This window comes from Streptomyces sp. NPDC020731, from assembly GCF_044334705.1.
GTDB lineage: Bacteria > Actinomycetota > Actinomycetes > Streptomycetales > Streptomycetaceae > Streptomyces.
On record NZ_JBIRTN010000019.1, the window covers coordinates 154,448 to 180,122 of the forward strand.

At 70.5% G+C, this 25,675-nt stretch carries 18 protein-coding genes and 2 pseudogenes; 8 read left to right on the forward strand and 12 right to left on the reverse strand.

Annotated elements, in window-relative coordinates:
• Positions 1-53: 53 nt before the first annotated feature.
• Entirely contained in the window at positions 54-962 is a 909-nt protein-coding gene (locus ACH4VX_RS27395) for an SMP-30/gluconolactonase/LRE family protein (protein ID WP_398370955.1), read from the reverse strand.
• An 85-nt stretch (positions 963-1,047) separates the two neighbouring features.
• On the opposite strand from ACH4VX_RS27395, the gene ACH4VX_RS27400 reads away from it, so the two are divergent.
• The gene (locus ACH4VX_RS27400) at positions 1,048-1,518 is read left to right on the forward strand and encodes an Lrp/AsnC family transcriptional regulator (protein ID WP_398371013.1); all 471 of its coding nucleotides are present in this window, start codon (positions 1,048-1,050) and stop codon (positions 1,516-1,518) included.
• Here the strand turns inward: ACH4VX_RS27400 and ACH4VX_RS27405 are convergent.
• Positions 1,502-1,723: pseudogene (locus tag ACH4VX_RS27405) on the reverse strand (VOC family protein); the annotation flags it as partial. The gene ACH4VX_RS27400 and the pseudogene ACH4VX_RS27405 overlap by 17 nt on opposite strands.
• Positions 1,724-1,784: 61 nt before the next feature.
• On the opposite strand from ACH4VX_RS27405, the pseudogene ACH4VX_RS27410 reads away from it, so the two are divergent.
• The 3 genes and pseudogenes from ACH4VX_RS27410 to ACH4VX_RS27420 all read left to right on the forward strand — a co-directional run.
• Positions 1,785-1,991: pseudogene (locus ACH4VX_RS27410) on the forward strand (hypothetical protein); the annotation flags it as partial.
• 108 nt (positions 1,992-2,099) lie between these two features.
• A complete protein-coding gene (locus tag ACH4VX_RS27415) occupies positions 2,100-2,480 on the forward strand; it encodes an SH3 domain-containing protein (RefSeq protein ID WP_398370957.1) in 381 nt (126 codons plus the stop codon).
• A 71-nt stretch (positions 2,481-2,551) separates the two neighbouring features.
• Positions 2,552-2,896: a hypothetical protein gene (locus tag ACH4VX_RS27420; protein WP_398370958.1), complete on the forward strand. Its 345-nt coding sequence runs from the start codon at positions 2,552-2,554 to the stop codon at positions 2,894-2,896.
• Positions 2,897-2,971: 75 nt separating this feature from the next.
• Here the strand turns inward: ACH4VX_RS27420 and ligA are convergent, their stop codons facing one another.
• Positions 2,972-5,053 carry an NAD-dependent DNA ligase LigA gene (gene ligA, locus ACH4VX_RS27425; RefSeq protein ID WP_398370959.1) on the reverse strand — a complete coding sequence of 694 codons (2,082 nt, stop codon included), beginning with the start codon at positions 5,051-5,053 and terminating at the stop codon, positions 2,972-2,974.
• Between the two features lie 108 nt (positions 5,054-5,161).
• On the opposite strand from ligA, the gene ACH4VX_RS27430 reads away from it, so the two are divergent.
• Both ACH4VX_RS27430 and ACH4VX_RS27435 read left to right on the forward strand, forming a co-directional pair.
• Complete coding sequence (locus ACH4VX_RS27430) at positions 5,162-5,734, forward strand: TetR/AcrR family transcriptional regulator (RefSeq protein WP_398370960.1); 573 nt, start codon at positions 5,162-5,164, stop codon at positions 5,732-5,734.
• A 46-nt stretch (positions 5,735-5,780) separates the two neighbouring features.
• Entirely contained in the window at positions 5,781-6,968 is a 1,188-nt protein-coding gene (locus tag ACH4VX_RS27435; RefSeq protein WP_398370962.1) for a GDSL-type esterase/lipase family protein, read from the forward strand.
• A 1-nt stretch (position 6,969) separates the two neighbouring features.
• Here the strand turns inward: ACH4VX_RS27435 and ACH4VX_RS27440 are convergent, their stop codons facing one another.
• The gene (locus ACH4VX_RS27440; RefSeq protein ID WP_398371015.1) at positions 6,970-8,040 is read right to left on the reverse strand and encodes a glycoside hydrolase family 43 protein; all 1,071 of its coding nucleotides are present in this window, start codon (positions 8,038-8,040) and stop codon (positions 6,970-6,972) included.
• Positions 8,041-8,368: 328 nt separating this feature from the next.
• Here ACH4VX_RS27440 and ACH4VX_RS27445 point away from each other — a divergent pair, with 328 nt between their 5' ends.
• Positions 8,369-11,647, forward strand: a complete 3,279-nt coding sequence (locus ACH4VX_RS27445; RefSeq protein ID WP_398370964.1) for a LamG-like jellyroll fold domain-containing protein — start codon at positions 8,369-8,371, stop codon at positions 11,645-11,647.
• Between the two features lie 65 nt (positions 11,648-11,712).
• Here ACH4VX_RS27445 and ACH4VX_RS27450 read toward each other — a convergent pair whose 3' ends face one another.
• From ACH4VX_RS27450 to ACH4VX_RS27485, 8 genes are all read right to left on the reverse strand, one after another.
• Entirely contained in the window at positions 11,713-13,215 is a 1,503-nt protein-coding gene (locus ACH4VX_RS27450; RefSeq protein ID WP_398370966.1) for a glycoside hydrolase family 43 protein, read from the reverse strand.
• 87 nt (positions 13,216-13,302) lie between these two features.
• A complete protein-coding gene (locus ACH4VX_RS27455; protein ID WP_398370967.1) occupies positions 13,303-15,663 on the reverse strand; it encodes an AbfB domain-containing protein in 2,361 nt (786 codons plus the stop codon).
• A 134-nt stretch (positions 15,664-15,797) separates the two neighbouring features.
• A complete protein-coding gene (locus ACH4VX_RS27460) occupies positions 15,798-16,835 on the reverse strand; it encodes an ABC transporter permease (RefSeq protein WP_398370969.1) in 1,038 nt (345 codons plus the stop codon).
• Positions 16,832-17,794: an ABC transporter permease gene (locus tag ACH4VX_RS27465; RefSeq protein ID WP_398370970.1), complete on the reverse strand. Its 963-nt coding sequence runs from the start codon at positions 17,792-17,794 to the stop codon at positions 16,832-16,834. Before ACH4VX_RS27465 ends, ACH4VX_RS27460 begins: the two co-directional genes overlap by 4 nt.
• Positions 17,787-19,346, reverse strand: coding sequence for a sugar ABC transporter ATP-binding protein (locus tag ACH4VX_RS27470; RefSeq protein WP_398370972.1), 1,560 nt, complete (start codon positions 19,344-19,346; stop codon positions 17,787-17,789). Before ACH4VX_RS27470 ends, ACH4VX_RS27465 begins: the two co-directional genes overlap by 8 nt.
• A 67-nt stretch (positions 19,347-19,413) precedes the next feature.
• Positions 19,414-20,508: an ABC transporter substrate-binding protein gene (locus ACH4VX_RS27475; RefSeq protein ID WP_398370974.1), complete on the reverse strand. Its 1,095-nt coding sequence runs from the start codon at positions 20,506-20,508 to the stop codon at positions 19,414-19,416.
• A gap of 731 nt (positions 20,509-21,239) precedes the next feature.
• Positions 21,240-22,271 carry a LacI family DNA-binding transcriptional regulator gene (locus ACH4VX_RS27480; RefSeq protein WP_398370976.1) on the reverse strand — a complete coding sequence of 344 codons (1,032 nt, stop codon included), beginning with the start codon at positions 22,269-22,271 and terminating at the stop codon, positions 21,240-21,242.
• Positions 22,272-22,548: 277 nt separating this feature from the next.
• Entirely contained in the window at positions 22,549-23,562 is a 1,014-nt protein-coding gene (locus ACH4VX_RS27485; RefSeq protein WP_398370978.1) for a LacI family DNA-binding transcriptional regulator, read from the reverse strand.
• A 177-nt stretch (positions 23,563-23,739) separates the two neighbouring features.
• Between ACH4VX_RS27485 and ACH4VX_RS27490 the strand changes: the two genes are divergently transcribed.
• The gene (locus ACH4VX_RS27490; RefSeq protein WP_398370980.1) at positions 23,740-25,566 is read left to right on the forward strand and encodes a glycoside hydrolase family 2 protein; all 1,827 of its coding nucleotides are present in this window, start codon (positions 23,740-23,742) and stop codon (positions 25,564-25,566) included.
• The last annotated feature ends 109 nt before the right edge of the window (positions 25,567-25,675 follow it).

Genomic DNA, 25,675 nt, shown 5'->3' on the forward strand with positions numbered 1-25,675 from the left:
GCGTTTCGGACGAAGGGTGCGGACCGGGTGGCCGAAAACCTCGCGCGCTCCGTTCAGAGGCGCGGAGCCCCGGTCACCGACATCACCAGGGAGTACAGGGAGGTGGTGGCGGTGATGAACAGGCGGTTGTTCTTCGGTCCGCCGAAGGCGATGTTGGAGACGGGCTCGGGCACGCGCAGCTTCCCGATGAGGGTGCCGTCGGGGTCGTAGCAGTGCACGCCGTCGTCGAGGGCGGCGGCCCACAGGCGGCCCTCGTCGTCGAAGCGGATGTTGTCGAAGTGGACATCGCCCCGGGCCTCGGCGAAGACCTCGCCGTCGGACAGGGTGCCGTCCTCGCGGATGCCGTACGCATGGATCCGGGCGGCCCGCGAGTCGGAGACGTACAGCCGGCTCTCGTCGGGTGACAGGACGACCCCGTTGGGCCCCTCGAATCCCTCCGCGGCGAGGTGGACGTCCCCCGACAGCGGGTCGATCCGGTACACGTTGCACGCGCCGATCTCGGACTCGGCGCGATGGCCCTCGTAGTCGCTGGTGATGCCGAAGTCCGGGTCGGAGAACCAGATCGTGCCGTCGGAGCGTACGACGGAGTCGTTCGGGCTGTTGAGCCGCTTGCCGGCGTAGCGGTCGGCGAGGACGGTCACGGTTCCGTCCGCTTCGGTGCGGGTCACCCGGCGGTTGCCCTGCTCGCAGGTGACCAGGCGGCCCTGCCGGTCGGCGGTGTTGCCGTTGCTGTGACCGGCCGGGGCGCGGAAGACGCCGACCGTGCCGGTGGCCTCGTCCCAGCGCAGGATGCGGTCGTTCGGGATGTCGCTCCAGACCAGCTGGCGCCAGGCGGGCAGATACAGCGGGCCTTCCGCCCAGCGGCAGCCGTCGTACAGGACCTCCAGCCTGCTGTCGCCGTTCGCGCAGCGTCCGGTACGGAAGCGGTCGTCCAGGATCTCGTAAGGGCCGTCGGTGGGCATGGCGTCCTCTCGCAGAGAGTGATCAGGATCTGATTCAACGTAACACGCGTATCGCTGAATCAAGTATGGTCATCACATGAGAAGACTGGATGACATCGACCGTCGGTTGATCGCACTGCTCCAGCGCGACGCGGCACAGTCGTACGCCGCCCTGGGCGGGGCGGTCGGCCTGTCGGCGGGCGCGGCGCACGAGCGCGTGCGCAAGCTGCGCGAGCAGGGCGTCATCCGGGCCACGACCGTCGACGTCGACCCCGCGGCACTCGGCCGCGGTGTCCTCGCCTTCGTGCTGGTCGACTCCACGGCGTGGATGGGGGACAGGGCCGAGGACTTCGCCGCCGTACCGGAGATCCAGGAGGCGCACGTCATCGCGGGAAGCGCCTCCGTCCTGGTGAAGGTGCGGACCGCGAGCACCGAGCGCCTGCAGGACGTGCTGCGCCGTCTGCACGCGATCGACGGTGTCAGCGGGACGCAGGCGACGGTGGTCCTGGAGACCTTCTTCGAACGCCCGCCGGACGCCGGTGAGGACCGCGACGGCCCGGTCAGCCGGCCGTCCTGACGGGCGCGCTGCTACGGCCGTGGCGCCGGCCGGTGAGCTCGGCGTCGAGCGTCGCCTGCGCCACCCGCATGCCCTCGGCGTGCGCGGGCTCCTGCATCCGCTTCCACATCACGTCCTCGGGGACGTCCTCGACATGGCTGACGACCCACCAGATGTCCCCGAACGGATCCTTGACACGCCCTCCGCGCTGCCCGAAGGCGTTGTCCATCTTCGGCGGGCCCTGCCTCACCCCGCTGGAGAGCGGTCCGCGGATCCTCGAGTGGGCCCGCGCGGCCGGACACCCGGACGACGTCACCGGCTTCCTGCTGGAGGCGTACGGCAACACCCCGGAGGTGGGCCGCACGGTCGTCGACCCCGTCGAAAAGCTCACCGGCCGCCCGGCCCGCACCTTCACCCGGTGGGCCGCGGAGCACGCGGACGCGTTCACGGCGACGGCCGCCGCCGTGGGCACGGCCCGACCCGCACAGGGTTGAGCAGTAACTGACAAAAGCTATGCAGGATTTACCAAACAGAAGAAGGCCTCGCTGCTGGCATGCTCGTGCCACTTCAACTCTGGGCTGACCGATCCCGAAGGAGAAACAGTGCATCGACGTCTTCGGAACAGTGTCGCAGGACTGGCGATGTCCGCGGCCGCGGCGTCACTGCTGCTGGCCGCTCCCGCTCCGGCAACCGCCGCAGCCGCCGCCTGCGCCTACCCCGGCTGGGGTCCGTACGACACGGGTCACTCGTACACCGTGAGCGGCAAGACCTCGCCGCTCCGGTACGGGCCCTACGCCGGCTGCGACACGAAGAAGACACTTCCGGCAGGCACCGAAGTCGACATCGACTGCTACTACTACAACCCCAGTTCGGGGAACCTCTGGTACCACGTCGACGCCTTTGCCTCCGGTGGCTGGTACTCGGGATGGATCTACAGCGGGAACCTCGGTCTCGTGTACGAGTCGAACCAACAGCCCTGCTGAGCGACCGACGGCCGGACGCGGAAGGCACGCACCGACGGTCGGCGCGTGCACCAGTGAGCGAGGGGGAATCCATGCGACGACAGCTTCTGTCACTTCTCGTGGCGGGTGCGGCGGCACTGGGCCTCACGGCCCTGAACGCGGCGCCGGCACAGGCCGACTCCTGTGCCAGCAACGGATACGCGACCACCTGTTTCACCAGCTACGGGGACATCTTCGAAACCGTCTACGTGCAGTCCAACGCCGGCTCGTACGTCGTGTTCGAGACCGACTACGGACGCGTGGACACCTGCTACGGCGAGGGCGTGTGCAACAAGAACATCCGGGAGGGCGCCTCGATCAAGTACTGGGTGTGCAGCTATGTGAGGGCCAGTGACACGGACGCCGTGTGCGAGGGCCCCACGTACGACGGCGCATAGCGCGCAGGCGGTAGCCGCACGCGTGGCGGGAGGGAACCGGCCGAGGACACGCTCCCGGCCGGTTCCGGCGCCGGCTCAGTCGAGGAGTCCGGCGACCAGGGTGGCGAACTCCTCCGGGGTGGCGAGGCGGATGCCGAGCTGTTCGGCCTTCGCGCGCTTGGAACCGGCGCCCTCACCCGCGACCACGAGAGCGGTCTTCTTGGAGACGCTGGAGGAGGAGCGGCCGCCGGCCCGTTCGACGAGTTCGTTCATCTCGTTGCGGGAGAGCTTCTCCAGCTTCCCGGTCATCGCGCCGGTGACCACCACCGTCATCCCGGCCAGCGGGCCGCCTTCCGCCGGGGCGTCGGCCTCGGCGTCCGCGGGCGGGGGAGGGGTGGCGCCGGGCTCCGCCATGTTGACGCCGGCGGCGGCGAGCTTGTCGATGAGCGGCGCGAGTTCGGCCAGCTCCGCGACGATCGTGGGAGCCTTCTCCGCTCCGATGCCCTCCACCCGCTGCATCGCCTCGGCGTCCGCCGCCCGGACGTGGTCCATGGTGGCGAAGTGGCGGGCGATACGTCGTGACATGGACCTTCCCGTGCCCCGCACGCCCAGCGCGCACAGCACCCGCGACAGCGGCTGCTCCTTGGCCTTGGCGAGCGCGGCGAGCAGATTGTCGGTGCTGGTCTCGCCCATCCGCTCCAGGGCGAGCAGCTGCTCGCGCCGCAGGCTGAACAGATCGGCGAGATCGGCCACCAGGCCCGCGTCCACGAGCTGCACGACGCGGGTGCCGCCGAGGCCCTCGATGTCGAGCTGGTCGCGGCCCGCGGCATAGGCGAGGGACGCCACGAGGTGGCAGTTGCGCCCCTGCGCGCACCGCCAGCGCTCCTCGCCGGTGTCGATGTCCGAACCGCAGCGCGGACACTGCGCCGGAAACTCGATCGGCCGCTCCTCACCCGTCCGCAGATGGGCCACCGGCGCCTCGATGCGGGGGATGACGTCACCCGCGCGGTGGACCATGACATGGTCGCCCAGGCGCAGGTCGCGGCGGGTGATGTCGGCCGGGTTGTGCAGGGTGGCGTAGGTGATGGTGGAGCCGTCGATGACGACCGGTTCGAGGACGCCGCGCGGCGCGATGATGCCGGTACGGCCGACGTTCCACTCCACCTCCAGCAGCCGGGTGATCTTCTCCACGGCCGGCAGCTTGTAGGCGATCGCCCATCGCGGCGCGCGGGAGCCGGATCCCGCGGCCCGCCGGTCCTCGGCGAGGTCGGCCTTGACGACGATCCCGTCGATGTCGAACGGCAGTTCGGCGCGCACCGCGGCGATCTCCTTCACCCGGTCCAGGACCTCCTCCGCGGTCTCGGCGACGATGTCCGGGACGGCGGTCCGGGCACTGGTGTGCACACCGAGGTCGCCGGCCAGCGCCATCAGATCGCTGTGCGCGAGCTCGTTCAGTTTCTCGGTGAGGGCGGGGTCGGTGCCGGGCAGCGGCAGCAGTCCGTAGCCGAAGAACGTCATCGGCACCGTGTAGAGCCGTTCCCTCGCCCGCAGGGTGCCCGCCGCCGCGTTGCGCGGGTTGGCGAACGGCTGTCCGCCGTGACCGGTACGCACCTCGTTGGCATGCTCGAACTGGGCCGCCGTCATGAGGACTTCGCCGCGCACCTCCACGGTGACCGGCTCGGCCAGCTTCTCGGGCAGCCCCTCGACGGTGCCGATCGCGTGCGAGACGTCCTCCCCGGCCGTCCCGTCCCCGCGGGTGATCAACCGAGTGAGACGGCCGCCGCTGTACCGGGCGGCGATCGCCAGCCCGTCCAGCTTCGGACCCACACTGAAACGTGTCGCCTCACGGCCGGTACGGCGGGACAAGGAGGCCGTCCAGGCGGTGAACTCCTCCGCGGAGAACACGTTGTCGAGACTGAGCATCGGCACCGTGTGCGGCACGTCGCCCTCCACCGCCCCACCGGCGACCTTCCCGGTGGGGGAGTCGGGGAGTATCCCGTCCGGATGCTCCGCCTCCCAGTCGGCGATTCCGCGTACCAGCCGGTCGTACGCGTCGTCGTCCAGCGGCGAGGTACCGCCCTCGTAATAGGCGGCGGCCGCTCGTACGGCGTCCTCGACCGCCTGCGCGTAGGCGACGGCATCCACGATCACTGCTGCAGGTGTTGTCATGCGTCGCATCCTGCCGCCCACCACTGACAACGAGGTCCACCGGTGATCACATTCGGCCCGCTTGCCTAAGGGTGTTAGGGAAATGCATAATCGATTCAGTTGACCGGGAGGATGATTATGGCAGCGCGCGTAGGACTGACCGCCGAACGCCTGACCCGCGCGGGGGCCGAACTCGCCGACGAGGTCGGCTTCGACCGGGTGACCGTCTCGGAGCTCGCCCGACGCTTCGACGTCAAGGTGGCCAGCCTGTACTCCCATCTGAAGAACTCCCAGGACCTCAAGACGCGGATCGCACTGCTCGCCCTGGAGGAACTCGCCGACCGTGCCGCCGACGCCCTGGCCGGACGGGCCGGCAAGGACGCCCTGACCGCGCTGGCGAACGTCTACCGCGACTACGCGCGGGAGCACCCCGGACGCTACGCGGCGGCCCAGTTCCGGCTCGGTCCGGAGGCGGCGGCGGGCAGTGCGGGAGTGCGGCACGCACAGATGACCCGGGCCCTCCTGCGCGGCTACGACCTGACGGAACCGGACCAGACCCACGCGGTCCGTCTGCTGGGCAGCGTCTTCCACGGCTACGTCAGCCTCGAGATGGGCGGAGGGTTCAGCCACAGCGCCCCCGACACGCAGGACACCTGGACACGCATTCTCGACGCGCTCGACGCCCTCCTGCGCAACTGGCCCACGCCCTGACCGCGAATCCAGGCCCTTCGGCCGACCCGACACATGGGACGAGACAATGCCCTCCACCCCGCACACCTGGACCACCACACCCATCACCGCGGACCTCGTGCGCGGCGCCCTCGACCTGGAGCACACGCCCACCGGCGTCCTGCCCCACCGCCTGCCCGCCCGGGCCCGCGCCCAGAACACCGACGGGCAGCTCGCCATGGCCGAGTCCCAGCCCTCCGGCATACGACTGGTCTTCCGCACCCGGGCGACCGCCGTCGAGCTCGACACGCTGCCCACCAAGCGGATCTACGCGGGTGCCCCGCCCCGCCCGGACGGCCTGTACGACCTGCTGGTCGACGGGCGCCCGGCCGACCGGGCGGTCGCGACCGGGGGCAACACCCTGACCATCGACATGAGCACCGGAACCGCCGAGCGCGGTACCGGCCCCGTCGCCACCCTCCGCTTCACCGGACTGTCCCAGGACGACAAGACCGTCGAGATCTGGCTGCCGCACAACGAGACCACCGAACTCGTCGCCCTGCGCACCGACGCTCCCGTCGAGCCCGCACCCGCTTCCGGCCGCAGGACCTGGCTGCACCACGGCAGCTCCATCAGCCACGGCTCCGACGCCGCGAGCCCCACCACGACCTGGCCCGCGCTCGCCGCGGCCGAGGGCGGTGTGGAACTGATCAACCTGGGCTTCGCCGGCAGTGCCTTGCTCGACCCGTTCGTCGCGCGCACCCTGCGCGACACACCCGCCGACCTGATCAGCGCCAAGATCGGCATCAACCTGGTCAACGCCGACCTGATGCGGCTGCGCGCCTTCACGCCCGCCGTCCACGGCTTCCTCGACACGGTCCGCGAGGGGCACCCCACCACGCCGCTGCTGGTCGTCTCGCCGATCCTGTGCCCCATCCACGAGGACACACCCGGTCCCACCGCCTACGACTTCAGCCGGCTCGGCGAGGGCCGGCTCCTGTTCACCGCCGCGGGCGATCCCGAGGAACGGGCCGGGGGCAAGCTGACGCTCAACGTCATCCGCGACGAGCTGAAGCGCATCGTGACACAACGCGCGGCGGACGACCCGAACCTGCACCACCTCGACGGCCGTGACCTCTACGGCGAGGCGGACCACTCCGAGCTGCCGCTGCCCGACCGGCTCCACCCCGACGCGGCCGCGCACCGCCGCATCGGGAAACGCTTCGCCGCCCACGCCTTCGCCGCCGACGGCCCGTTCACCGGCCGCCGGGGCTGACCTACTCGAAGAACTTGAGGCTCCAGCCGGTGTCCGTGTCCGGGCCGGGGACGTTGGCGCGGCTGTAGGTCGTGTTGCCCCACCAGCAGAACGTGCCCGTGTACCAGTAACGGTTCTCCCACGTGTACGGCGTGCCCTTCGGCACCGCGTGGAACATCAGCGGGAACCTCGGCCCGGCGGGCGGGCTGGTGCCGATGTCGCCGTCGAGCAGGACGAAGCTGTGGTGGCCGGGGCCGTTGACGTGCAGCGTCGGGTCCCAGCCGGCCATCATGGTGGCCCGGTCGGAGCCGAACAGGCAGCCGTTGGACTTGTACCAGTCCCACACGTACGTCGGATCGCCGCCGGCCCGCAGCCGCAGGTCGGCCAGGCAGTACCGGTCGCTCCAGCTGCCGTTGGCGGAGTACACGATGTGCAGCTGCCCGTTGGGGTCCTTGACGGGCTCGGGGCCCTCGTTGATGAACGGGTTGCCGACCACCCGCTCCCAGCTCTCCCGGGGTTGCGAGATGACGTACCGCGCGCCGGTCGGTGCGGTCGGACTGCTCATCCGGGCGATGTACAGGTTCTGTTCGACGTTGGTGTCCCCGGCCCAGCCGGACCAGACGAACCAGCGCTGACCGTTGAAGGTGAACAAGGTCCCGTCGATGGCCCACTTGTCGTCGGGCAGGGCCAGTTTCGTCTCGGTGGAGTAGCCGCTGTCGGGACTGGCGGAGCTGATCACGTACATCCGGTGGGCCGCGCCGCGCCCGGCCGTGAAGTAGATGTAGTAGCGGCCGCCGTCCCTCACGATCTCCGGCGCCCAGACCTCGCCGCGGCCGCGCGTGTCCGACCAGACCTGCCGCGGGGGCGCCGAGTCCAGGGCGGCCGTCGAGGGGGCCTGCCGTACGACGAGGCCTCCTCCGGCCGACTGCACGGAGATGTACGTGCCACCGACCCGGAGCACGCTCGGGTCCGCGGCGCGCAGGCCGGTCCGGTCCGCCCGGGCGGGCTCGGCGGACGTCAGGGTCAGCGCGGCGGCGAGTACGCCGGACAGCACGAAGCCGACGACGCCGGCCGGACGGCGAGAGAGCCTCATCGTCCCGTTGGGGAGTCCGACCATCGTGTTCCGTCACCTCCGCGCCGAGGTTTACATCGATGAAATGCGTTTCCACAGGATGGTGACTGGCGCCGGGCGTGTCAATAGAGCCGTAGGCTCGGGCCGCTGCGGCGCGAACCGTCATCGTGTCGCGGTCATCAGTGTGCTGACGGCCCGTCAGCTGTGCGCGAAGCCTGGACAGCCGTCGGACGGCGTGTTGTCATTCCGCTGCACACCGGATTTCCAACGTTGGAATGAAAGGCCGGCCGAGCCGACGGCCACCCCTGTTTCGTCCTGGCCCCATGCCCCCTGCGCGAGGAAAGGTTCGATGACAAGACAACTCACCCGCCCGAGATCCAGATCGTGGGCTCTGCTGACGGTGACCGCCCTGGCCCTGTCCACGGGCGCCCTGGCGCCCGCCGCGTCGGCCGCCGTGCCGATGGCCGGAGTGTCGTCCGCCGGCTCGACCGCCGCCGACGCCGATGTCGTGGTGCACGGCCTGAAGGGCGAGTACTACGGCATGTCGGCACCGGGCGCCCGGGATTTCGCCGAACTCGGCGGCACCCTGCTGGAGCCGCAGATCAACTTCTCCGGACTGACCGGCACCTTCGAGGAACTGACCGGGCGGACGGAGCACACGACCGCCCGCTGGACCGGACAGATCGAGGCACCGGAGACCGGTGAATACACCTTCTACGGCATCGGCGACAACGGTTTCCGGCTCTTCATCGACGACGAGCCGGTCATCGACCACTGGGTGGGCGACTGGGACAAGGAGCAGACCAGCGCGGCGGTCGAGCTGACCGCCGGCGAGAAGCACGACTTCCGTATGGAGATGTTCCAGGACGTCGGCGGCGCCAACATGTTCCTGCGCTGGTCGACGCCGACGATGGCCAAGCAGCTGGTGCCGACGACGGCGTTCACCCCGCCCGCCGGCTTCGAGGTCTTCCCGGTGGAACCGACCGTCACCGAGGACGGCCGGAAGCTGCGCGCCCGGTTCGAGGACCCGGTGGGCGACCTCGCCGAGGTGGCCGGCCACCTGAAGATCGAAGCCGACACGACGGCCATGCCGGTCAAGGCGGTGGCGGCCGCCCCCGGTGACCCCGACTCCCTCCTGATCACGCTCTCCGAGCCGATCCAGAAGAACCAGCAGGTCCGGTTCACCTACGACGGCGAGGGCGGCCTCACGGCCGGCGGCAGGACCGTGCCCCGGATCGTCCGCTACGCCGCGAACACGTCCACCCACCGCATCACCACCCCGTGGGGCGACAAGGCCGACACGAAGAACCCGCTGCCCGAGTACCCCCGCCCGCAGCAGGTCCGCTCGAAGTGGAAGAACCTCAACGGACCCTGGCAGTTCAGCGGCGCGAAGGCCGGTGAGCAGCCGGTCTTCGGCAAGGACCTGGACGAGAAGATCATCGTGCCGTTCCCGGTCGAGTCACAGCTCTCCGGGCTCGAGCGGCACGAGGACCACATGTTCTACCGCAAGCTCGTGGACGTGCCCAAGAGCTGGAAGGTCGGCAAGAGCGGCAAGGCCAACCGGCTGAAGCTCAACTTCGGCGCCGTGGACTACCGGGCCACCGTCTGGGTCAACGGCAAGAAGGTCGCCGAACACACCGGCGGCTACAACGCCTTCAGCGCCGACGTCACCGACGCGATCGTGGGCCGGGGCAAGCAGGAGATCGTGGTCGCGGTCACCGACACCGGCGGCGCCGACCAGCCGACGGGCAAGCAGTCCACCAACCCCGGCGGCATCTTCTACACCCAGTCGTCCGGCATCTGGCAGACCGTCTGGATGGAGCCCGTCGCCGACACCTCCATCGACAACGTCGTCACCACGCCCGACATCGACACCGGCACCCTGGCGGTGACCGTCGAGTCCGAGGGCGCCTCCTCCAAGGCCCGGGTCGAGGCCGTGGCCCGCGACGCCCGCGGCAAGGTCGTCGGCAAGGTCAGCGGTCCGGCCAACAGCGAGCTGGACCTGCGCGTGGCCAAGCAGCACCTGTGGAGCCCGGACGACCCCTACCTCTACGACCTCGACATCAAGCTGACCGACGGCAGGTCCACCGACAGGGTCGGCAGCTACTTCGGCATGCGCGAGATCGGGATCAAGGAGGTCGGCGGCTACCAGAAGCTGGTCCTCAACGGCAAGCCGGTCTTCTCCCTCGCCACCCTCGACCAGGGCTTCTGGCCCGACGGCCTCTACACCGCGCCCAGCGACGACGCCCTGGCGTTCGACCTGAAGGCGCACAAGGAGCTCGGCTTCAACGCCGTCCGCAAGCACATCAAGGTGGAGTCGCCCCGCTGGTTCTACCACGCGGACAAGCTCGGTCTGCTGGTCTGGCAGGACTTCGTCTCCGGGAACCTCACCAGCGCAACCGGGCAGAAGGCCTTCGTCGACCAGGGCCGCGAGATGATGCGCCAGCACCACAACTCGCCCTCCGTCATCGGCTGGATCGTCTTCAACGAGGGCTGGGGCGAGTGGAACCGGGAGGAGACCGGCCGTATCGCCGAGTCGGTGAAGGCCGCCGACCCGTCCCGCGTCGTCAACACCCACAGCGGTGTCAACTGCTGCAACTCCAAGGGCGACTCGGGCACCGGCGACATCATCGACCACCACGACTACAACAACGACGACGCGCCCTTCCCGGACCACCGGGCGGCCATGGACGGTGAGCACGGCGGCTTCACGCTGCGCACCCCGGGCCACATGTGGCCGGGCACGCCGACCGTGATCTACAGCGGTGTCACCGACAAGGCGGCACTGACCCGCAAGTACGTCGAGAACACCGAGAAGTTCTACCTCGACCAGGCCGGCGCCGAACTCTCCGGCTCGGTGTACACGCAGATCACCGACCTGGAGAACGAACTCAACGGCCTCTACACCTACGACCGCCGCGAGATCAAGGTCGACCCCGCGCCGGTACGCGAGATCAACCGCAGGGTCATCGCGGCCGGTGCCGCGGCGGGCGACCGCGAGCCGCTGAAGGGCGGTGGTTCCTGGGCCCTCGACGAGGGCACCGGCACCACCGCGAAGGACGACGGCCCGGGCGGCAAGCCGCTCACGCTGAGCGAGGGCACCACCTGGACCACCGGAGTCAGGGGCAGCGCGCTGAAGTTCGACGGCCGGGGACAGTACGCCCAGACCGACGGACCGGTGCTCGACACCACCGGCAGCTACACCGTCTCCGCCTGGGTCAGCCTCGACTCCCTCCCCGGCAACTACGCCACCGCCCTCAGCCAGGACGGACGGCGCCAGGCCAGCCCCTTCTACCTGCAGTACGGCCAGGGAGCCTTCGCCTTCAGCACGCCCGACGGGCAGCGCGCACGACTGGAGACCCAGCCGGAGACCGGCCGCTGGTACCACCTCGTCGGCGTACGTGACGACGCCACCGGCCAGATCAGGCTCTACGTCGACGGCAAGCTCGCGTCGACCGCCACCGCCGGCCCCGCCTATGTCGCCACCGGGCCCCTCGCCGTGGGCCGCGCCCAGTGGAACGGCGAGAACACCGACTTCTGGAACGGAGCGGTGGACCAGGTCCACGCCTACGACAAGGCGCTCACCGCCGAGGAGGTGAGCGCCCTCCACGGCCGGGAGAAGCCGTAGCCCCGCGGCGGGCGGAACGCGGTCCCGGCGGGAGGACGACGCCCTCCCGCCGGGACCGCGCCGGTTCAGGACGCGGGGCTGATCGCCACGTTGTCGAAGGAGGCGGCGGTGTCGAAGACCCGGACGCCGTTGGCGCCGCTGCGGTACGTGCCGTCCGTGACCGAGATCTTCGGCGTCGCCAGGTCGTCGACGTACACCTCGATGGACGGACCGACGGCCGTGACGCGCAGGCGGTGGGACGAGCCCGGGGTGACGGACGTCCTGGCCGTTGCCAGGGGGGTCCACGAGTCGTTCACCCGGCCGAGCACCACCTTGCCGTCCGGTCCGATGCCCGCGTAGTACCCGGAGTAGCTGTCGACGCCGGTCCCCGGCCGGGTCACCCGGAACACCAGGCCGGCGTCGCCCCTGCGCGAGGCGGGCGTGACGTCGGCGTCGTAGGTGAAGTCGGCGAAGTCCGTGTCCAGCAGCGCCTTGCCGCCGAGCGAGCGGTCCGCCCGGTAGCGTCCGCCGGCCACCGTCCAGGACCCGCCGTGGGTCTTCCAGCCCAGCGCGTTGCCGTCGGCGAAGTTGTCCCGCACCTTCATCTCGATGCGCTCGATGGTGCCGTCGGCGCGGAAGCGCATGCGGTCGTAAGCCAGTTGGCGGTGGTTGCCGTCCGTCTCGCTGAGCGGGCGCCGGTGGTAGAAGATGTACCAGATGTCGGTGCCCGGCACATTGACGACCGAGTTGTGGCCGGAGCCCTTGGCGACCGCCGGGTCCTGGGCGAGTACCTTGTCGAGCTTCTCGAAGGGGCCGGTGGGTGAGTCGGCGATGGCGTACGACACCGAGTAGTCGGGCCCCGTCCAGCCTCCCTCGGACCACATCAGGTAGTACTTCCCGCCCCGCTTGAACATCTGCGCCCCCTCGACGTAGCCCGCCGGGGTGATCTCCTTGTACGTCGATCCGTCGGCGAAGGTGCCGAGGCTGGTCATGTCCGGGTTGAGCTTGACGACGTTGGCGTGGCCCCAGCCGCCGTAGTACATGTACGCCTGGCCGTCGTCGTCGATGAAGACGTCCTGGTCGATGGGCTGGGCGCCGTTGTGGAACGCCGGGATCAGCGGCCGGCCGATGGCGTCCTCGTACGGGCCTTCGGGACGGTCGGCGACGGCCACGCCGATGCCGCCGGGCCGGGAGTCGTTCTGGATGTCGTTGGCGGCGAAGTACAGGTAGTACTTGCCGTTGCGCTCGATCGGGGCGGGCGCCCACATCGCGCGCTCGGCCCAGGAGACGTTCGCCTTGGTCAGGACGTTGCTGTGCTTGGTCCAGTGCACCAAGTCGGTGGAGGAGAAGGCGTCGAGGTGGGTCTGCTCGTCGTAGGGCCTGGAAGTGGTCGGGAAGACCCAGTAGGCGCCTTCGTACAACGCGATGTCCGGGTCGGCGTACCAGCCGTCCACGAAGGGGTTGCCGGCCTCGGCGGTCGTGTACGCGGGTACGGCGGCGGCGGGGGAAGGCGAGAGCATCGTCAGGAGGCCGCCGACGAGCAGTGTGGCACAGCATCTGGCGGCGAGTCCGGTCGTTCGGGCAGTCATGGCTGAGGAACTCCAGTGGGGGAGGGGACGGGGGTGGTGGCGACCGGGTGGTCGCCACCGCTTCTCACGTGTGCTGCTTCGCCGCGCTCACGGGGCCCACGGGGCGTCCACGGCCCACGTGGTGTCCTGCGTGAACAGGGCGGGGCTGTCCCAGGTGTGGGTCCCGCCCGGGGTGGCCAGCCACAACTCGGCGTTGTAGTGGCGCAGATACTGCCCGGGGAAGTTGTAGGCGGACAGCCTCACCCCGCCGTCCGTGCCCCGGACCGGGCAGAAGGTGGCGTCGGCACGGAACAGGTCGCCGCTGCCGCCCTCCTTGTACACACGGTGGTCGCGGTGGCGCAGATACTCGCCCGGGTAGTTCCGCGACTCGAACGAGTAGCAGGTGCTGTCGGCCAGGCCGGGCACGATCCTCCACGTGGCGTCGCTCTTCAGCAGCGCGCCGCTGCCGCCGGCCACGACCGCGGTGAACACGGCACCGTCCTGGTGCCGTGCATAGCGGTCGGTGTGGCCCGGGGTCGTCACGCGCAGGGACTTGTACTGCCCGGTCGGCAGGGTCACCGGGGCGGCCGGTGAGCGGGACGCGTCGATCAGGGCCCGGTTGGCCGCCCTGACCCCGGCCTCGTCGACCTTGACCACCTGACGGTCGTAGGTGAGCAGGCCGTTGGCCTCGTTCTCGACGTCGGTGATCTCGGTGTAGACCGCGGCGGACAGCCCTCGCGGCATGCGGACCTCACGGATGCCGTCCAGCAGGCCGACGAACCGGTTGTTCAGGTGAGCGAGGTCGGGCTGGTCCTCGTAGCTGAAGCCGCCGCCGGGGTACCACTCGTGGCCGGACACCTTGAAACCGAGTCCGCCGTACTCGCCGAGGACCGCGGCGCGGGTGGCGCTGGGCACCGTGGTGCCGGGACCGACGTAGACATGGTGGTCGACCACGTCACCGTTGCCGCCGTCCACGGCCCCGCAGCAGTTGACCCCGCTCATGTTGTCCACCAGCCGGGACGGGTCGTACGCCTTGACCTCGTCGGCGATGCGCGCCTGGTCGTACTGGCCCCAGCCCTCGTTCTGGTCGACCCACATCACCAGGGACGGGGAGCTGCGGTGCTGGTCGATGACGCGGTCGTACTCGGCCTCCCACTGGGTGCGCGCGGCGGCGTCGGGGGTGCGCTCCATGGACGGCATGTCCTGCCAGACCAGCAGACCGAGCCGGTCGGCCCAGTAGAACCAGCGCTGCGGCTCGACCTTGATGTGCTTGCGGACCATGTTGAAGCCGAGGTCCTTGTGCTTCTGCAGGTCGTACCGGAGCGCGGCGTCGGTCGGGGCGGTGTAGATGCCGTCCGGCCAGTAGCCCTGGTCCAGGGTGCCCGTCTGGAAGACGAACTCCCGGTTCAGCACCGGGCGCAGAACGCCGTCGACGCGGGCGAGACCGATGGAGCGCATGCCGGTGTAGCTGCCGACGGAGTCGACCACCGTGCCGCCGGACAGGAGCTCCGCCTTCACGTCGTAGAGGAACGGATCGTCCGGTGTCCACCGGTGCGGGTCCGGGACCGCGACGGCGAACTCGACTCCGACCGGACCGGTGGCGGTACCGACCGTGGTGCCGCCGTTCGAGACGGTGACGCGGGCCTGGTGGCCGTTGGTCCCGGAGCCCCGCACGGTGACCTTGAGACGGTTGTTGCCGAGGTCGGGCACCATGTCGAGACGGGTGATGTGCGCGGCCGCTGTGGGTTCCAGCCACACGGTTTGCCAGATGCCGGACGCGGCGGTGTAGAAGATCCCCCCACCCGGATGCGGCGTCACCTCGTTGAGCCGCTGCTTGCCGACCGCCTGACTGCCCGTCTGAGTGGGGTCCCACACGGAGACGACGACGGTGTTCGTGCCGCCGTTCAGCAGGTCGGTGATGTCGTACGAGAAGGAGTCGTAACCCCCGCTGTGGGTGGCGCCGGCCTGCCGGTCGTTGACCCACACCGTCGTACGCCAGTCACTGGCACCGAAGTTGAGCTGGACGCGGCGGCCGTTCCAGTTCGACGGGACCGTGAAGGTGCGCTTGTACCAGAGCTTGTCGTTCCGGGTGATCCTGCGCTGGATGCCCGAGAGCGCGGACTCGGCCACGAAGGGAACCCGGATCTGCTCGGTGAACGAGGCGGGCCGACCGGCGTCCGCCGAGGTGACGGCGAAGTCCCAGATGCCGTTGAGGTTGGCCCAGTCGGGGCGGGTGAGCTGCGGACGGGGGTACTCGGGCAGCGGGTTGTCGACCGGTACCCGGTCGGTCCACGGGGTGGTCATCGGCGCGGGTTCCGGGGTCCACGCCCGGGGTGTCGCCGCCGCGGTGCCGGAGACGGTGAGGGCCGTTCCGGCGAGGAGGGCCAGCACCGCCAGCACGGTGGTGACCCACCACGCCCGCAGTCCGGGCCGGGGAACGGGAAGCGGTGGTGCGGGTACTCGACGCATCGTCACTCCTTGGGAAGTGGGGGTGGGAGACGTGCGCGTGCGGAAGCGGCCGGTCGCGCGATGGAGCGTGACCGGCCGCCGGTACCGGACGCGGCGGCGGGAGCCTGCAGTGGCCCGCCGCCGCGTCCGGAGCCTCACATCAGCTGCCGTCTGCGGCCCAGCCAGGTCTGGGCGACGACGACGACGGCCAGGAAGGCGCCGCTGACGACCTGCTGGTAGGAGGAGTCCAGGGAGCCGATCTGGTTGATGACGTTCTGGATGACCTTGAGCAGCAGCACACCGACCAGTGAGCCGCTGACGTAGCCGAGCCCGCCGGTGAGCAGGGTGCCGCCGATGACGACGGCGGAGATGGCGTCCAGCTCCATGCCGTTGCCGAGGATGGTCACCCCGGAGGCGAGCCAGGCCGCGTTGAGCGCGCCGGCCAGTCCCGCCAGCACTCCGGACAGGGCGTAGACGAGGATCTTGGTACGGGCCACCGGGGCACCCATCAGCGCCGCCGCGTCCTCGTTGCCGCCGACCGCGTACACATGCTGTCCGAAGCGCGTGCGGCGCAGGACGACGGCCCCGGCGACGAACAGCCCCAGCGTGATCCATACGGGATTGCCGAGACCGAGGGTCGTGCCCTGCCCGAGTTCGGCCAGGAACGAGCCCTTGCCGATCAGGTACGTGTCGGCGCCCTCGTCGGTGAGTGCCAGCATCAGACCGCGCGCACCGAGCATGGCCGCCAGGGTGACGATGAACGGCGCCAGCCGGGAGCGGGCCACCAGCAGCCCGTTGACGACACCGATCGCCCCGCACACCACCAGCGGCAGCAGCAGGGCCACCAGGGTGCCGTGCCGCGAACCCCAGGCCGCCAGGACCCCGCCCAGCGCGAACAGCGAGCCGACCGACAGGTCGATGCCCCCGGTGATGATCACGAAGGTCATGCCGAGCGCGACGATCGCCAGGAACGCCGAACTCGTCGCCATGTTGCTGACGTTGTCACCAGTGGCGAAGGAGTCGAAGCTGAACGACGCCACCAGGGAGACGACCACCAGCACCGCCAGCGCACCGTGCTGCTGGACCAGTGCGCTCATCCGCTCGGAGCGGGCGGAACCCACGGGCTCGCCGGCCGGCGCAGGCTTCTCGTCGCCCGCCGCGGTCACCGGGGCGTCCGTCTTCGTGGCGGTCATCGCTTCCCCCGTCCCCGTGCCGCGTAGACCGCGCACACGATCACTATGGCCTGCGCGATCTGGGTCCACGAGGGCGGCAGATCGTGCTTGATGAGGGTGGCGGTGAGCAGCTGGATGAGGACGGCTCCCGCCACGGTGCCGGCGATGTTCACCCGGCCGCCGGTCAGCGGTGTCCCGCCGACCACGACGGCGGTGATGGCGGACAGCTCCATCAGATTGCCCAGCGACGTCGGGTCGCTGGCCCCCAGCCGTGCGGTGGCGAGGACGCCCGCCACGGCGGCGAGCAGCGCGCAGACGACGTACACCACGATCAGCACCCGGCGCACCGGCAGCCCGGCGAGCTGCGCCGCGGGACGGCTGTCGCCGATGGCGAGGAGCTGCCGTCCGAAGGTGGTGCGGCGGACGACGAAGGCCACCAGCAGGGCCAGGACGGCGGCGATCAGGATCAGATACGGGATCCCCAGCACGTCGCCGGAGCCCAGGGAGGCCAGCGCGGGGTTGCGCAGGTCCTCCAGCTGCGGCAGCAGCACCAGGGCGAGGCCCCGGCCGCCGACCATGAGCGCCAGTGTCGCCACGATCGGCTGTACCCCGACGAACGCGACCAGCGCCCCGTTGGCCAGTCCGATGCCCGCGGCGAACACCGCCACCACGAGCAGCGCCGGCAGGAGTCCGTAGCCGAGGTAGAGGGCCGTCACGGAGGCGGCGAGGGCCATCACGGCACCGACCGAGAGGTCGACGCCCTCGGTGCCGATGACCAGGGCCATGCCGAGCGCGACGATGATGACGGGGGCGACCTGTACGGCCTGGGTGCGGAAGTTCTCCGCGGACAGGAAGTGCGGGGTGACGGCGATGTTGACGATCACCAGCAGTGCCACGCCGGCGTAGACGCCGTAGGTCTGCAGCCACTGCAGGACGCGGGTCCTGTCCAGCGGGACGGTCTTGAGGGTGGCTTCAACCATCGGTGGCCGCCTCCTCGACCGCGTCCTTCTCCGGGGCGTGCCCGGCGATGGTGCGCATCAGCTTGTCCTCGGTGACCTCGTCGCCGGTCAGCTCGCCGACGACCGCACCGTCCTTCAGTACGACCACGCGGTCGGACCCTTCGATCAGTTCCTCCAGGTCGGAGGAGATGAGCAGGACGCCCAGGCCGTCCGCGGCCAGTTCGTCCACGAGTTTCTGCACCTCGGCCTTGGCCCCGACGTCGATGCCCCGGGTGGGCTCGTCCAGGAGCAGGACCTTGGGATTCATCGCCAGCCAGCGGGCGAGCAGCACCTTCTGCTGGTTGCCGCCGGACAGTTCACCGACCTTCTGCTGCGGCGAGGACGCCTTGATGCGCAGCCGCTCGATGAAGGTGTCCACGATGCTGTCGACCCGTGCCTCGGAGACCAGGCCGAAGCGGGAGAGCCGGGGCAGGACGGCCAGCGAGATGTTCTCGCGGACCGACAGACCGGGCACGATGCCCTCGCTCTTGCGGTCCTCCGGCAGCAGACTGATGCCCGCCCTGATGGCCGCGGGGGTGGAGCCGGTGCGGAGCGGGACCCCGGCCACCGTCACGTTGCCCGAACTCGTGGACAACGCGCCGGAGATGGCCTTCGCGGTCTCGGTGCGTCCGGAACCGAGCAGCCCTCCGAGTCCGACGACCTCGCCGGGACGGATGCTCACGGAGACGCCGTGCAACTGGTGCGGGACCGTCAGTTCGCGTGCCTCCAGCACGGGTTGGGTGTCGGTGGCGCGATGGCCGCCGGTGAACTTCGTCAGGCCCTCCTGGCGGACCTCGCCCAGCTCCCGGCCGAGCATGGTGGAGACCAGGGAGAGCCGGCCGAGGTCGGCGAGCCGGCCGTGGTGCACGCGACGGCCGTCCCGCAGCACGGTCACCGTGTCGCACACGGCGTACAGCTCGTCCAGGCGGTGGCTGACGTAGACGACGGCGATGCCCCCGTCGCGCAGCCGGCGGATGACCGAGAACAGCGTCTCGACCTCCCGCGGTTCCAGGGACGAGGTCGGCTCGTCCATGATGACGATCCGGGCCTCGCTCGCCACGGCACGGGCCAGGGCGACCATCTGCTGCGCGCCGACACCGAGGGTGCGCAGCGGCCGGCGGACGTCGACCCGGACGCCGTAGGCGCTCAGCGTCTCCTCGGCCTCGCGGTTCATGCGGGCGAAGTCCAGCAGGCCGAAACGGTTCCGCGGCTCGCGGCCCAGGAAGAGATTGCGGGCCACGCTCAGCAGCGGGATGAGGTTGACCTCCTGGTAGATGGTCGAGATCCCGGCCTTCTGGGCCTCCAGCGGGGTGGCGAAGGAGACCTTGCCGCCCTGGAAAACGATGTCACCGGCGTCGGGCCGGTACACCCCGGTGAGGAGCTTGATGAGAGTCGACTTGCCGGCGCCGTTCTCGCCGATCAGGGCGTGGACCTCACCGGGGTGCAGGGTCAGGTCCACGTCGTCCAGGGCCCGGACGCCGGGGAAGGACTTGCTCAGTCCGCGGACGGCGAGGACTTCGGCGGGGGGAGCCACCTGTGCCTCCAGGAAGAAAAGTGGTGACGGACGGACAGGGCCCGGTGAGCCGGGCCCCGCAACGGGGTCAGTAGGCCTTGCCGAGGTCCTGCTCGGCGTTGTCGGCGTTGTAGGCGCTGTCCTGGATCACGATGTCCTGGGGGACTTCCTTGCCCTGGGTGAAGGTGTCCAGCGTCTGGAACGCCAGCGGGCCGAACCTCGGGTTGGACTCGATGACGCCGCTGATCCAGCCGTCGACGACGCCCTGGACGGCGTTGCGCGTACCGTCGACCGTGACGATCTCGATGTCGCCGGCCTCCTTGCCGGCGCCCTTGAGCGCGGCCACCGCGCCCAGGCCCATCTCGTCGTTCTCCGCGTAGATGCCCTTGATACCGGGCTTGGACTGGATGAGCTGCTCGGTGACCTGCTGGCCCTTCTCACGGGTGAAGTCACCGGTCTGCTCGAAGACGACCTTCAGATCGGGGGCCTTCTCGGCGACACGCTCCTTGAAGCCCTTGGTGCGCTCGGTGGTGACGTTGTTTCCGGCCGAGCCCAGCAGGATGGCGACCTCACCCTTGCCGCCGGTGGCCTCGATCATCTGGTCGGCGGCACGGCGGCCCTGCTCGACGAAGTCCGAGGCGATGAAGGAGACGTAGTCCTTGCAGGCCGTGGCGTTGATCTTGCGGTCGATGGTGACGATCGGGACCTTCTTCGCGGCGGCGGCCTGCAGGACCGGGTCCCAGCCGTCGGAGTTGAGCGGGGCGATCACCAGCAGGTCGGCGCCCTTGGCGAGGAGGTCCTGCACATCGCTGATCTGCTTGGAGAACTGCGACTGGGCGTTGGCGGTGAGCAGCTTGACGCCTCTCTTGGCCGCCTCGTCCTTGATGGACTGCGTCTCCGCGATGCGGAACGGGTTGGCTTCCTTCTCCGACTGGGAGAAGCCGACCGTGGCGTCCTTCAGATCGACCTTCTCGCCGCCGTAGGCGTCGATGGCGCAGGTCTTGCTGCCCGGCTTCGGTGTGACGACCTTCTGGCCGGCGTCGGCGGCCGCCGGGGACTTCTTGCTGTCCGAAGCGTCGTCCTCCGACTTGGCGCAGGAGGTGGCGGTCAGGGCCACGGCGGCGGCCAAGGCCACGACCACGGGACGGGTGAGAAGGAGAGAACGGTGAGTGGTGCGCTGCATGGTGACCCCGATCCGGGTGACGCTGAAAGGGAACTGGGGAGCCGAAGGACGCGCAGACATGGTGCTGCTCCCCCTGTGCGAAGCGGCGTCCGGTGCGCCGCAAGGAGGTTTTACATCGTTGGAAGGATGCTGTAAACCCCCTGCGCACAAGGTGCGAAGCGAACGGGGCGGGGAGACGACGGCCCGCTCCCACGGCACCCGGGCCGCCGCCCGACCCGGCAAGCGCTTGCCCCGCGGCCTCGGCCGCGTACCACGAAGTGCCCTGGACGGACGGTGCGTTCACCGGGGGAGACCGGCTCCGGCCCCGCCGGCTGCGGGCAGCCGTGCCCCCAGTGGCTCAAAGGCCTGGGAGGTGCCCCCAGGGCGAGGGGGAGGGCGGGGGCGGCGGCATCCCGCCGACGCCGGGCCGCGCCCCCCGTCGAGAACACCCGACAGGCGCCGGACCGGGCACGCCGCGGCGTGTCGGCCGCTCGGGGACACGCAAGGCCGGCCAGCTCCGCAGGCGTGTCGCCCTCCGGGCGCCGCGACGCGCCCCCGGCCGCCGGCCGGCGTGTCCGGTGCGCCCCGCGCAAGGGCATCGGCGTGTCGGCCGTCGCGACCCACATCGCCGCAGGCGGGTCGCAAGCGCCGCCGGCGCGAGGGCTTACGCGACGCGGCCCCGGGCACGGGTTCGAAGCCGAGGACGTTCCCGGGGTGCCCCGTGACCCGACCGGACGGGCGCCGCCGGCGTCTCAGGCGTCCGTCGCCTTGCCCGCCGCGGGCCGCCCCAGCGTGCTCTCCCGCTCGGCGAGTTGGTAGTCCGCCCAGATCCGGCGTGGTTCCGGCGCCCGGTCGTTGAGGCGGGCGAGCACCGACTCCACCGCCAGCCGGCCGATGGCGGCCTTGTCCGGCGACACGGACGTGAGCGTCACCGCCCCGAAGCGTCCCTCGATCACGTCGTCGAAGCCGACGACGGCGATGTCCTCAGGTACCCGCAGCCCCCGCTCGTGCAGCACCCGCATCGCACCGATCGCCATCGGGTCGTTGTAGGCGAACACCGCGTCGGGCCGCCGTCCGCTGTCCAGGATGTGGTTCATGGCCAGCGCCCCGTCGGCGTGTCCCCAGCCGTCGGTGGCGGCGACGAGCCCCTCGTCGGCCGACAGCCCCGCGGCGGTCAGTTCCTCGCGCCAGCCGCGCACGCGCAGTTGTGCGGGCTCGCTGCGTCCGCGCCGGGCCCCGATGAACGCCACCTCCCGGCGCCCCAGACCGATCAGGTGCCGGACGGCGGCGCGGGCCGCGGCCACGTTGTCGATGGCGATGTGGTCGTACGGCAGGTCGTAGTCCCGCTCGCCGAGCAGGACCAGCGGCACGTCCTGGGCGCGGTCGCGCAGGTCCTCGGTCTCCAGCTCGATGGGGCTGAGGATGAGTCCGTCGATGACCCGGGCCCGGAAGCCCTGGCTCACCAGCAGCTCCTGCTCGCGCAGGCCCCCGGTGTGGTCGAGCAGCACGATGTAGTCGTGCTCGGACGCGGCGTCGATGACGGAGGCGGCCAGTTCGGCGAAGTAGGGGTTCCCGAGCTCGGGCAGGGCGAGCGCGATGATGCCCGTACGCCCTTTCCTCAGGTGCCTGGCCGCGAGGTTGGGCTGGTAGCCGAGCGTGTCGATGGACCGTTGGACACGCTCGCGCATGGCCGGGGTGACGTGCTGGTAGTTGTTCACCACGTTGGAGACGGTCTTGATGGAGACCCCCGCGTGCGCGGCGACGTCCTTGAGGCTGACCCGCACGGCAATCCCTTCGTGAGCGGCCCGACTCGGTTGGCCGGTGCGGATGCGTGCCGTCACCATGAGTCGTGCGCCGAGCCGCTGGGCTCAAGTTTTACAACGTTATACATGCCGTTCCGTGACACTGACAAGGCGTGAACAGGGACGTGTCGAGAACGGCCCCGCGGGCCTCGTCGGACCGGCGGGCGCCGTCACCGGAAGTGTCGTCCCGCGGGCCGGCCGTCGTCCACCGTCGCGGTCCGCGGACACGGCGGCACCCATGGCCCGAGCGGCCCGGCCCTCATCCTCCCGAGCTCTCCCGCACGATCAGCCGGTGCCCCGCCGTCTCGTCGACCGCCGGTGTGCCCGGTCCGCCCGCGTCGATACGGTCCAGCAGCAGCTCCACCGCCCGCCGCGCGATGCCACGTTTGTCCGGGGCGACGGTGGTGACGGTGGGGATGCTGAACCGGGTGGCCTCGATGTCGTCGAACCCGACCACGTCGAGGTCCTTGGGCACCGACCAGCCGTCCTCGTGGAGGGCTCGCACGGCTCCGAGCGCCAAGTGGTCGTTGAGGCAGAGCATCGCGTCCGGCCGCTCCGGCAGCCGCATGAGGGCACGGGCGGCGGCGGCCCCGTCGGCCCAGCGGAACGCGGGTACGGGAAGGATCAGTTCGTCCGGCAGCGCCACCCCGGCCGCGGCCAGGGCCTCCTGGTGGCCGACCGTGCGCAGCCGGCTGGTGTTCCGCGACCCGTGCAGATCACCGCCGATCACCGCGATGCGGCGGCGGCCCCGCGCCAGCAGGTGCTCGGTCGCCTCGCGCGCCGCCGTCACGTTGTCGATCGCCACATGGTCGGCGCTGCCGGGCAGGTTGCACTCACCCAGCAGCACCAGCGGCAGCCGGATGTCGCGGTCGGCCAGGTCGCGGGGGAGCAGGGCGAGCGGCGAGAGGATGACGCCGTCGGTGAACTGGGCGTCGAACCCGCGCACCGCGGCCAGCTCCTTCTCGTGCCGTCCGCCGGTCTCGACCAGCAGCGTGGTGCTGCCCCGGCGTTCGGTCTCCGCCATGACATGCCGGGCCAGCTCGGCGAAATAGGCGACGTCCAGGTCCGGCACGGCCAGCGCGATCATGCCCGTACGGCCCCGGCGCAGTTGCCGTCCGGCGATGTTGACCCGGTAGCCGAGAGCGTCGATGGCCTCCCGCACCGCGGCCCGGGTCTGCTCGGAGACGTGCTCGTAGTCGTTGAGGACGTTCGACACCGTCTTCGCCGAGACGCCGGCGTACTCCGCGACGTCCTTGATCCTGGGCCTGCCCATGCTTCCCTTCTCATCCCTCCTGCTGCCTGTCGGGATCGTAACGGCAGCTCCGGCGGGCCAGGCCGCGGGCGGTGTGAATCGCCGCGTCGAAAACTTTCCGCCGCCGCCATTTACATCGATGTAATCGTGTGGTCGCATGACCCCGTACACAGCGCACCTGCACTGATGAGGAGCAGCATGAGCACGCCCCTGCCCCTGGACGTCCCGCGTCCGGAGTACCCCCGCCCCCAGTTCGTCCGCGAGGCGTGGCTGAACCTCAACGGCCGCTGGCAGTTCGAGACGGACCGCGGGGACAGCGGACTGGAGCGCGGACTGCGCGACCGCGACCTCGCGGGCGAGATCCTCGTGCCCTTCTGCCCCGAGTCCGAACTGTCGGGAATCGGCGACACGGACTTCATGGAGGCCGTCTGGTACCGGCGCACGGTGACCGTCCCGGCCGAGTGGTCCGGTTCCGACGTACTGCTGCACTTCGGGGCGGTGGACCACGACGCCACCGTCTGGGTCAACGGCACCGAGGTGGCCCGTCACCGCGGCGGCTTCACCCCGTTCACCGCGGAACTGCGCGGGGCGGCCGCGCCCGGCGAGGAGGCCGTGATCGTGGTCCGCGCCCGTGACACCCGGCACGGCCCGCAGGCCCGCGGGAAGCAGGCCACCTGGTACGCCAACACCCACTGCCACTACACCCGGACCACCGGGATCTGGCAGACGGTGTGGCTCGAACCGGTGCCGGCCACGGCCCGCCTCAAGCGCCCGCGGATCACTCCCGACCTGGGCTCGGGCTCCTTCCACATCGACCTCCCGGTCACCGGCAACCTGCCGGGCCACCGGGTGCGGGCGGTCCTCACGGACGAGCGCGGCGAGGTCGTGTCCGCCTCCGCCCGCGCCGACCTCGACCTGTGCCCCCGGCTGGTGCTGACCGTGCCCGAGGACCGGCTGCGCACCTGGTCGCCGGCCGACCCCCACCTGTACGACCTGCGCTTCCAGCTCCTCGACGCGGCGGGCGGGGTCGTCGACGAGGCGACGTCGTACGCGGGACTGCGGTCGGTCGCCCTCCACGGCAAGCGGGTGCTGATCAACGGTGAGCCGGTGTTCCAGCGGTTGGTGCTCGACCAGGGGTACTACCCGGACGGCCTGATGACCGCCCCCACCGACGCCGACCTCGTGCGCGACATCGAGCTGGGCCTGCGGGCCGGCTTCAACGGGGCCCGGCTGCACCAGAAGGTGTTCGAGGAGCGCTACCTTTACCACGCCGACCGCCTCGGCTACCTGGTGTGGGGCGAGTTCGGCGACTGGGGCTGCGAGACCGGAGTCCGCGACGACAACCAGCGCCCCGACGCCAGTTACGTCGCCCAGTGGCTGGAAGCCCTGGAACGCGACCACTCCCACCCGTCGGTCATCGGCTGGTGCCCGCTGAACGAGACGTACCAGAACCTGCACGACCGGATCACCCCGCTCGACGACGTGACCCGGGCGATGTTCCTGGCCACCAAGCAGGCCGACCCCAGCCGCCCGGTGATCGACGCCTCCGGCTACGCCCACCGTGTGGCGGAGACCGACGTCTACGACTCGCACTGCTACGAGCAGGAGCCGCGGGCCTTCGCCGAGACCATGGCCGGACTCGCCGAGGACCGCCCGTACGTCAACACCGCCCCCGACGGCCGCGACTGGTCCGTGCCCTATCGCGGACAGCCCTACTTCTGCAGCGAGTTCGGCGGCATCTGGTGGGACGCGGCCGTCGCCGCGACCGCGGCCGGCGACGAGCGGGAAGCCTCCTGGGGCTACGGTGAACGGCCGCGCAGCACCGAGGAGTTCCTGGCCCGCTTCACCGGGCTGGTGGACGTCCTGCTCGACGACCCGGACATGTTCGGCTACTGCTACACGCAGCTCACCGACGTCTTCCAGGAGCGCAACGGCCTCTACGGCTTCGACCGCGGCGAGAAGTTCGACACCGCCGTACTGCGCCGCGTCCAGCAGCGCACGGCCGCCTGCGAGTCCGCCGGCTGACAGCACCGCACCCGGCCGCCCGGTGGACGACCGGAACCGGGCACCCTCCCCACGGCATGCCGTCCGCAGCGTCCGGCGGCGATGTACATCGATGTAGAGAAAGGTAGTG

Excerpts from the sequence above, each read along its gene's own strand:
- ACH4VX_RS27395 (WP_398370955.1), bottom strand. The coding sequence starts at position 962 with ATGCCCACCGACGGCCCTTACGAGATCCTGGACGACCGCTTCCGTACC.
- ACH4VX_RS27420 (WP_398370958.1), top strand. The coding sequence starts at position 2,552 with ATGCGACGACAGCTTCTGTCACTTCTCGTGGCGGGTGCGGCGGCACTG.
- ligA (WP_398370959.1), bottom strand. The coding sequence starts at position 5,053 with ATGCGACGCATGACAACACCTGCAGCAGTGATCGTGGATGCCGTCGCC.
- ACH4VX_RS27430 (WP_398370960.1), top strand. The coding sequence starts at position 5,162 with ATGGCAGCGCGCGTAGGACTGACCGCCGAACGCCTGACCCGCGCGGGG.
- ACH4VX_RS27435 (WP_398370962.1), top strand. The coding sequence starts at position 5,781 with ATGCCCTCCACCCCGCACACCTGGACCACCACACCCATCACCGCGGAC.
- ACH4VX_RS27440 (WP_398371015.1), bottom strand. The coding sequence starts at position 8,040 with ATGAGGCTCTCTCGCCGTCCGGCCGGCGTCGTCGGCTTCGTGCTGTCC.
- ACH4VX_RS27445 (WP_398370964.1), top strand. The coding sequence starts at position 8,369 with ATGACAAGACAACTCACCCGCCCGAGATCCAGATCGTGGGCTCTGCTG.
- ACH4VX_RS27450 (WP_398370966.1), bottom strand. The coding sequence starts at position 13,215 with ATGACTGCCCGAACGACCGGACTCGCCGCCAGATGCTGTGCCACACTG.
- ACH4VX_RS27455 (WP_398370967.1), bottom strand. The coding sequence starts at position 15,663 with ATGCGTCGAGTACCCGCACCACCGCTTCCCGTTCCCCGGCCCGGACTG.
- ACH4VX_RS27460 (WP_398370969.1), bottom strand. The coding sequence starts at position 16,835 with ATGACCGCCACGAAGACGGACGCCCCGGTGACCGCGGCGGGCGACGAG.
- ACH4VX_RS27465 (WP_398370970.1), bottom strand. The coding sequence starts at position 17,794 with ATGGTTGAAGCCACCCTCAAGACCGTCCCGCTGGACAGGACCCGCGTC.
- ACH4VX_RS27475 (WP_398370974.1), bottom strand. The coding sequence starts at position 20,508 with ATGCAGCGCACCACTCACCGTTCTCTCCTTCTCACCCGTCCCGTGGTC.
- ACH4VX_RS27485 (WP_398370978.1), bottom strand. The coding sequence starts at position 23,562 with ATGGGCAGGCCCAGGATCAAGGACGTCGCGGAGTACGCCGGCGTCTCG.
- ACH4VX_RS27490 (WP_398370980.1), top strand. The coding sequence starts at position 23,740 with ATGAGCACGCCCCTGCCCCTGGACGTCCCGCGTCCGGAGTACCCCCGC.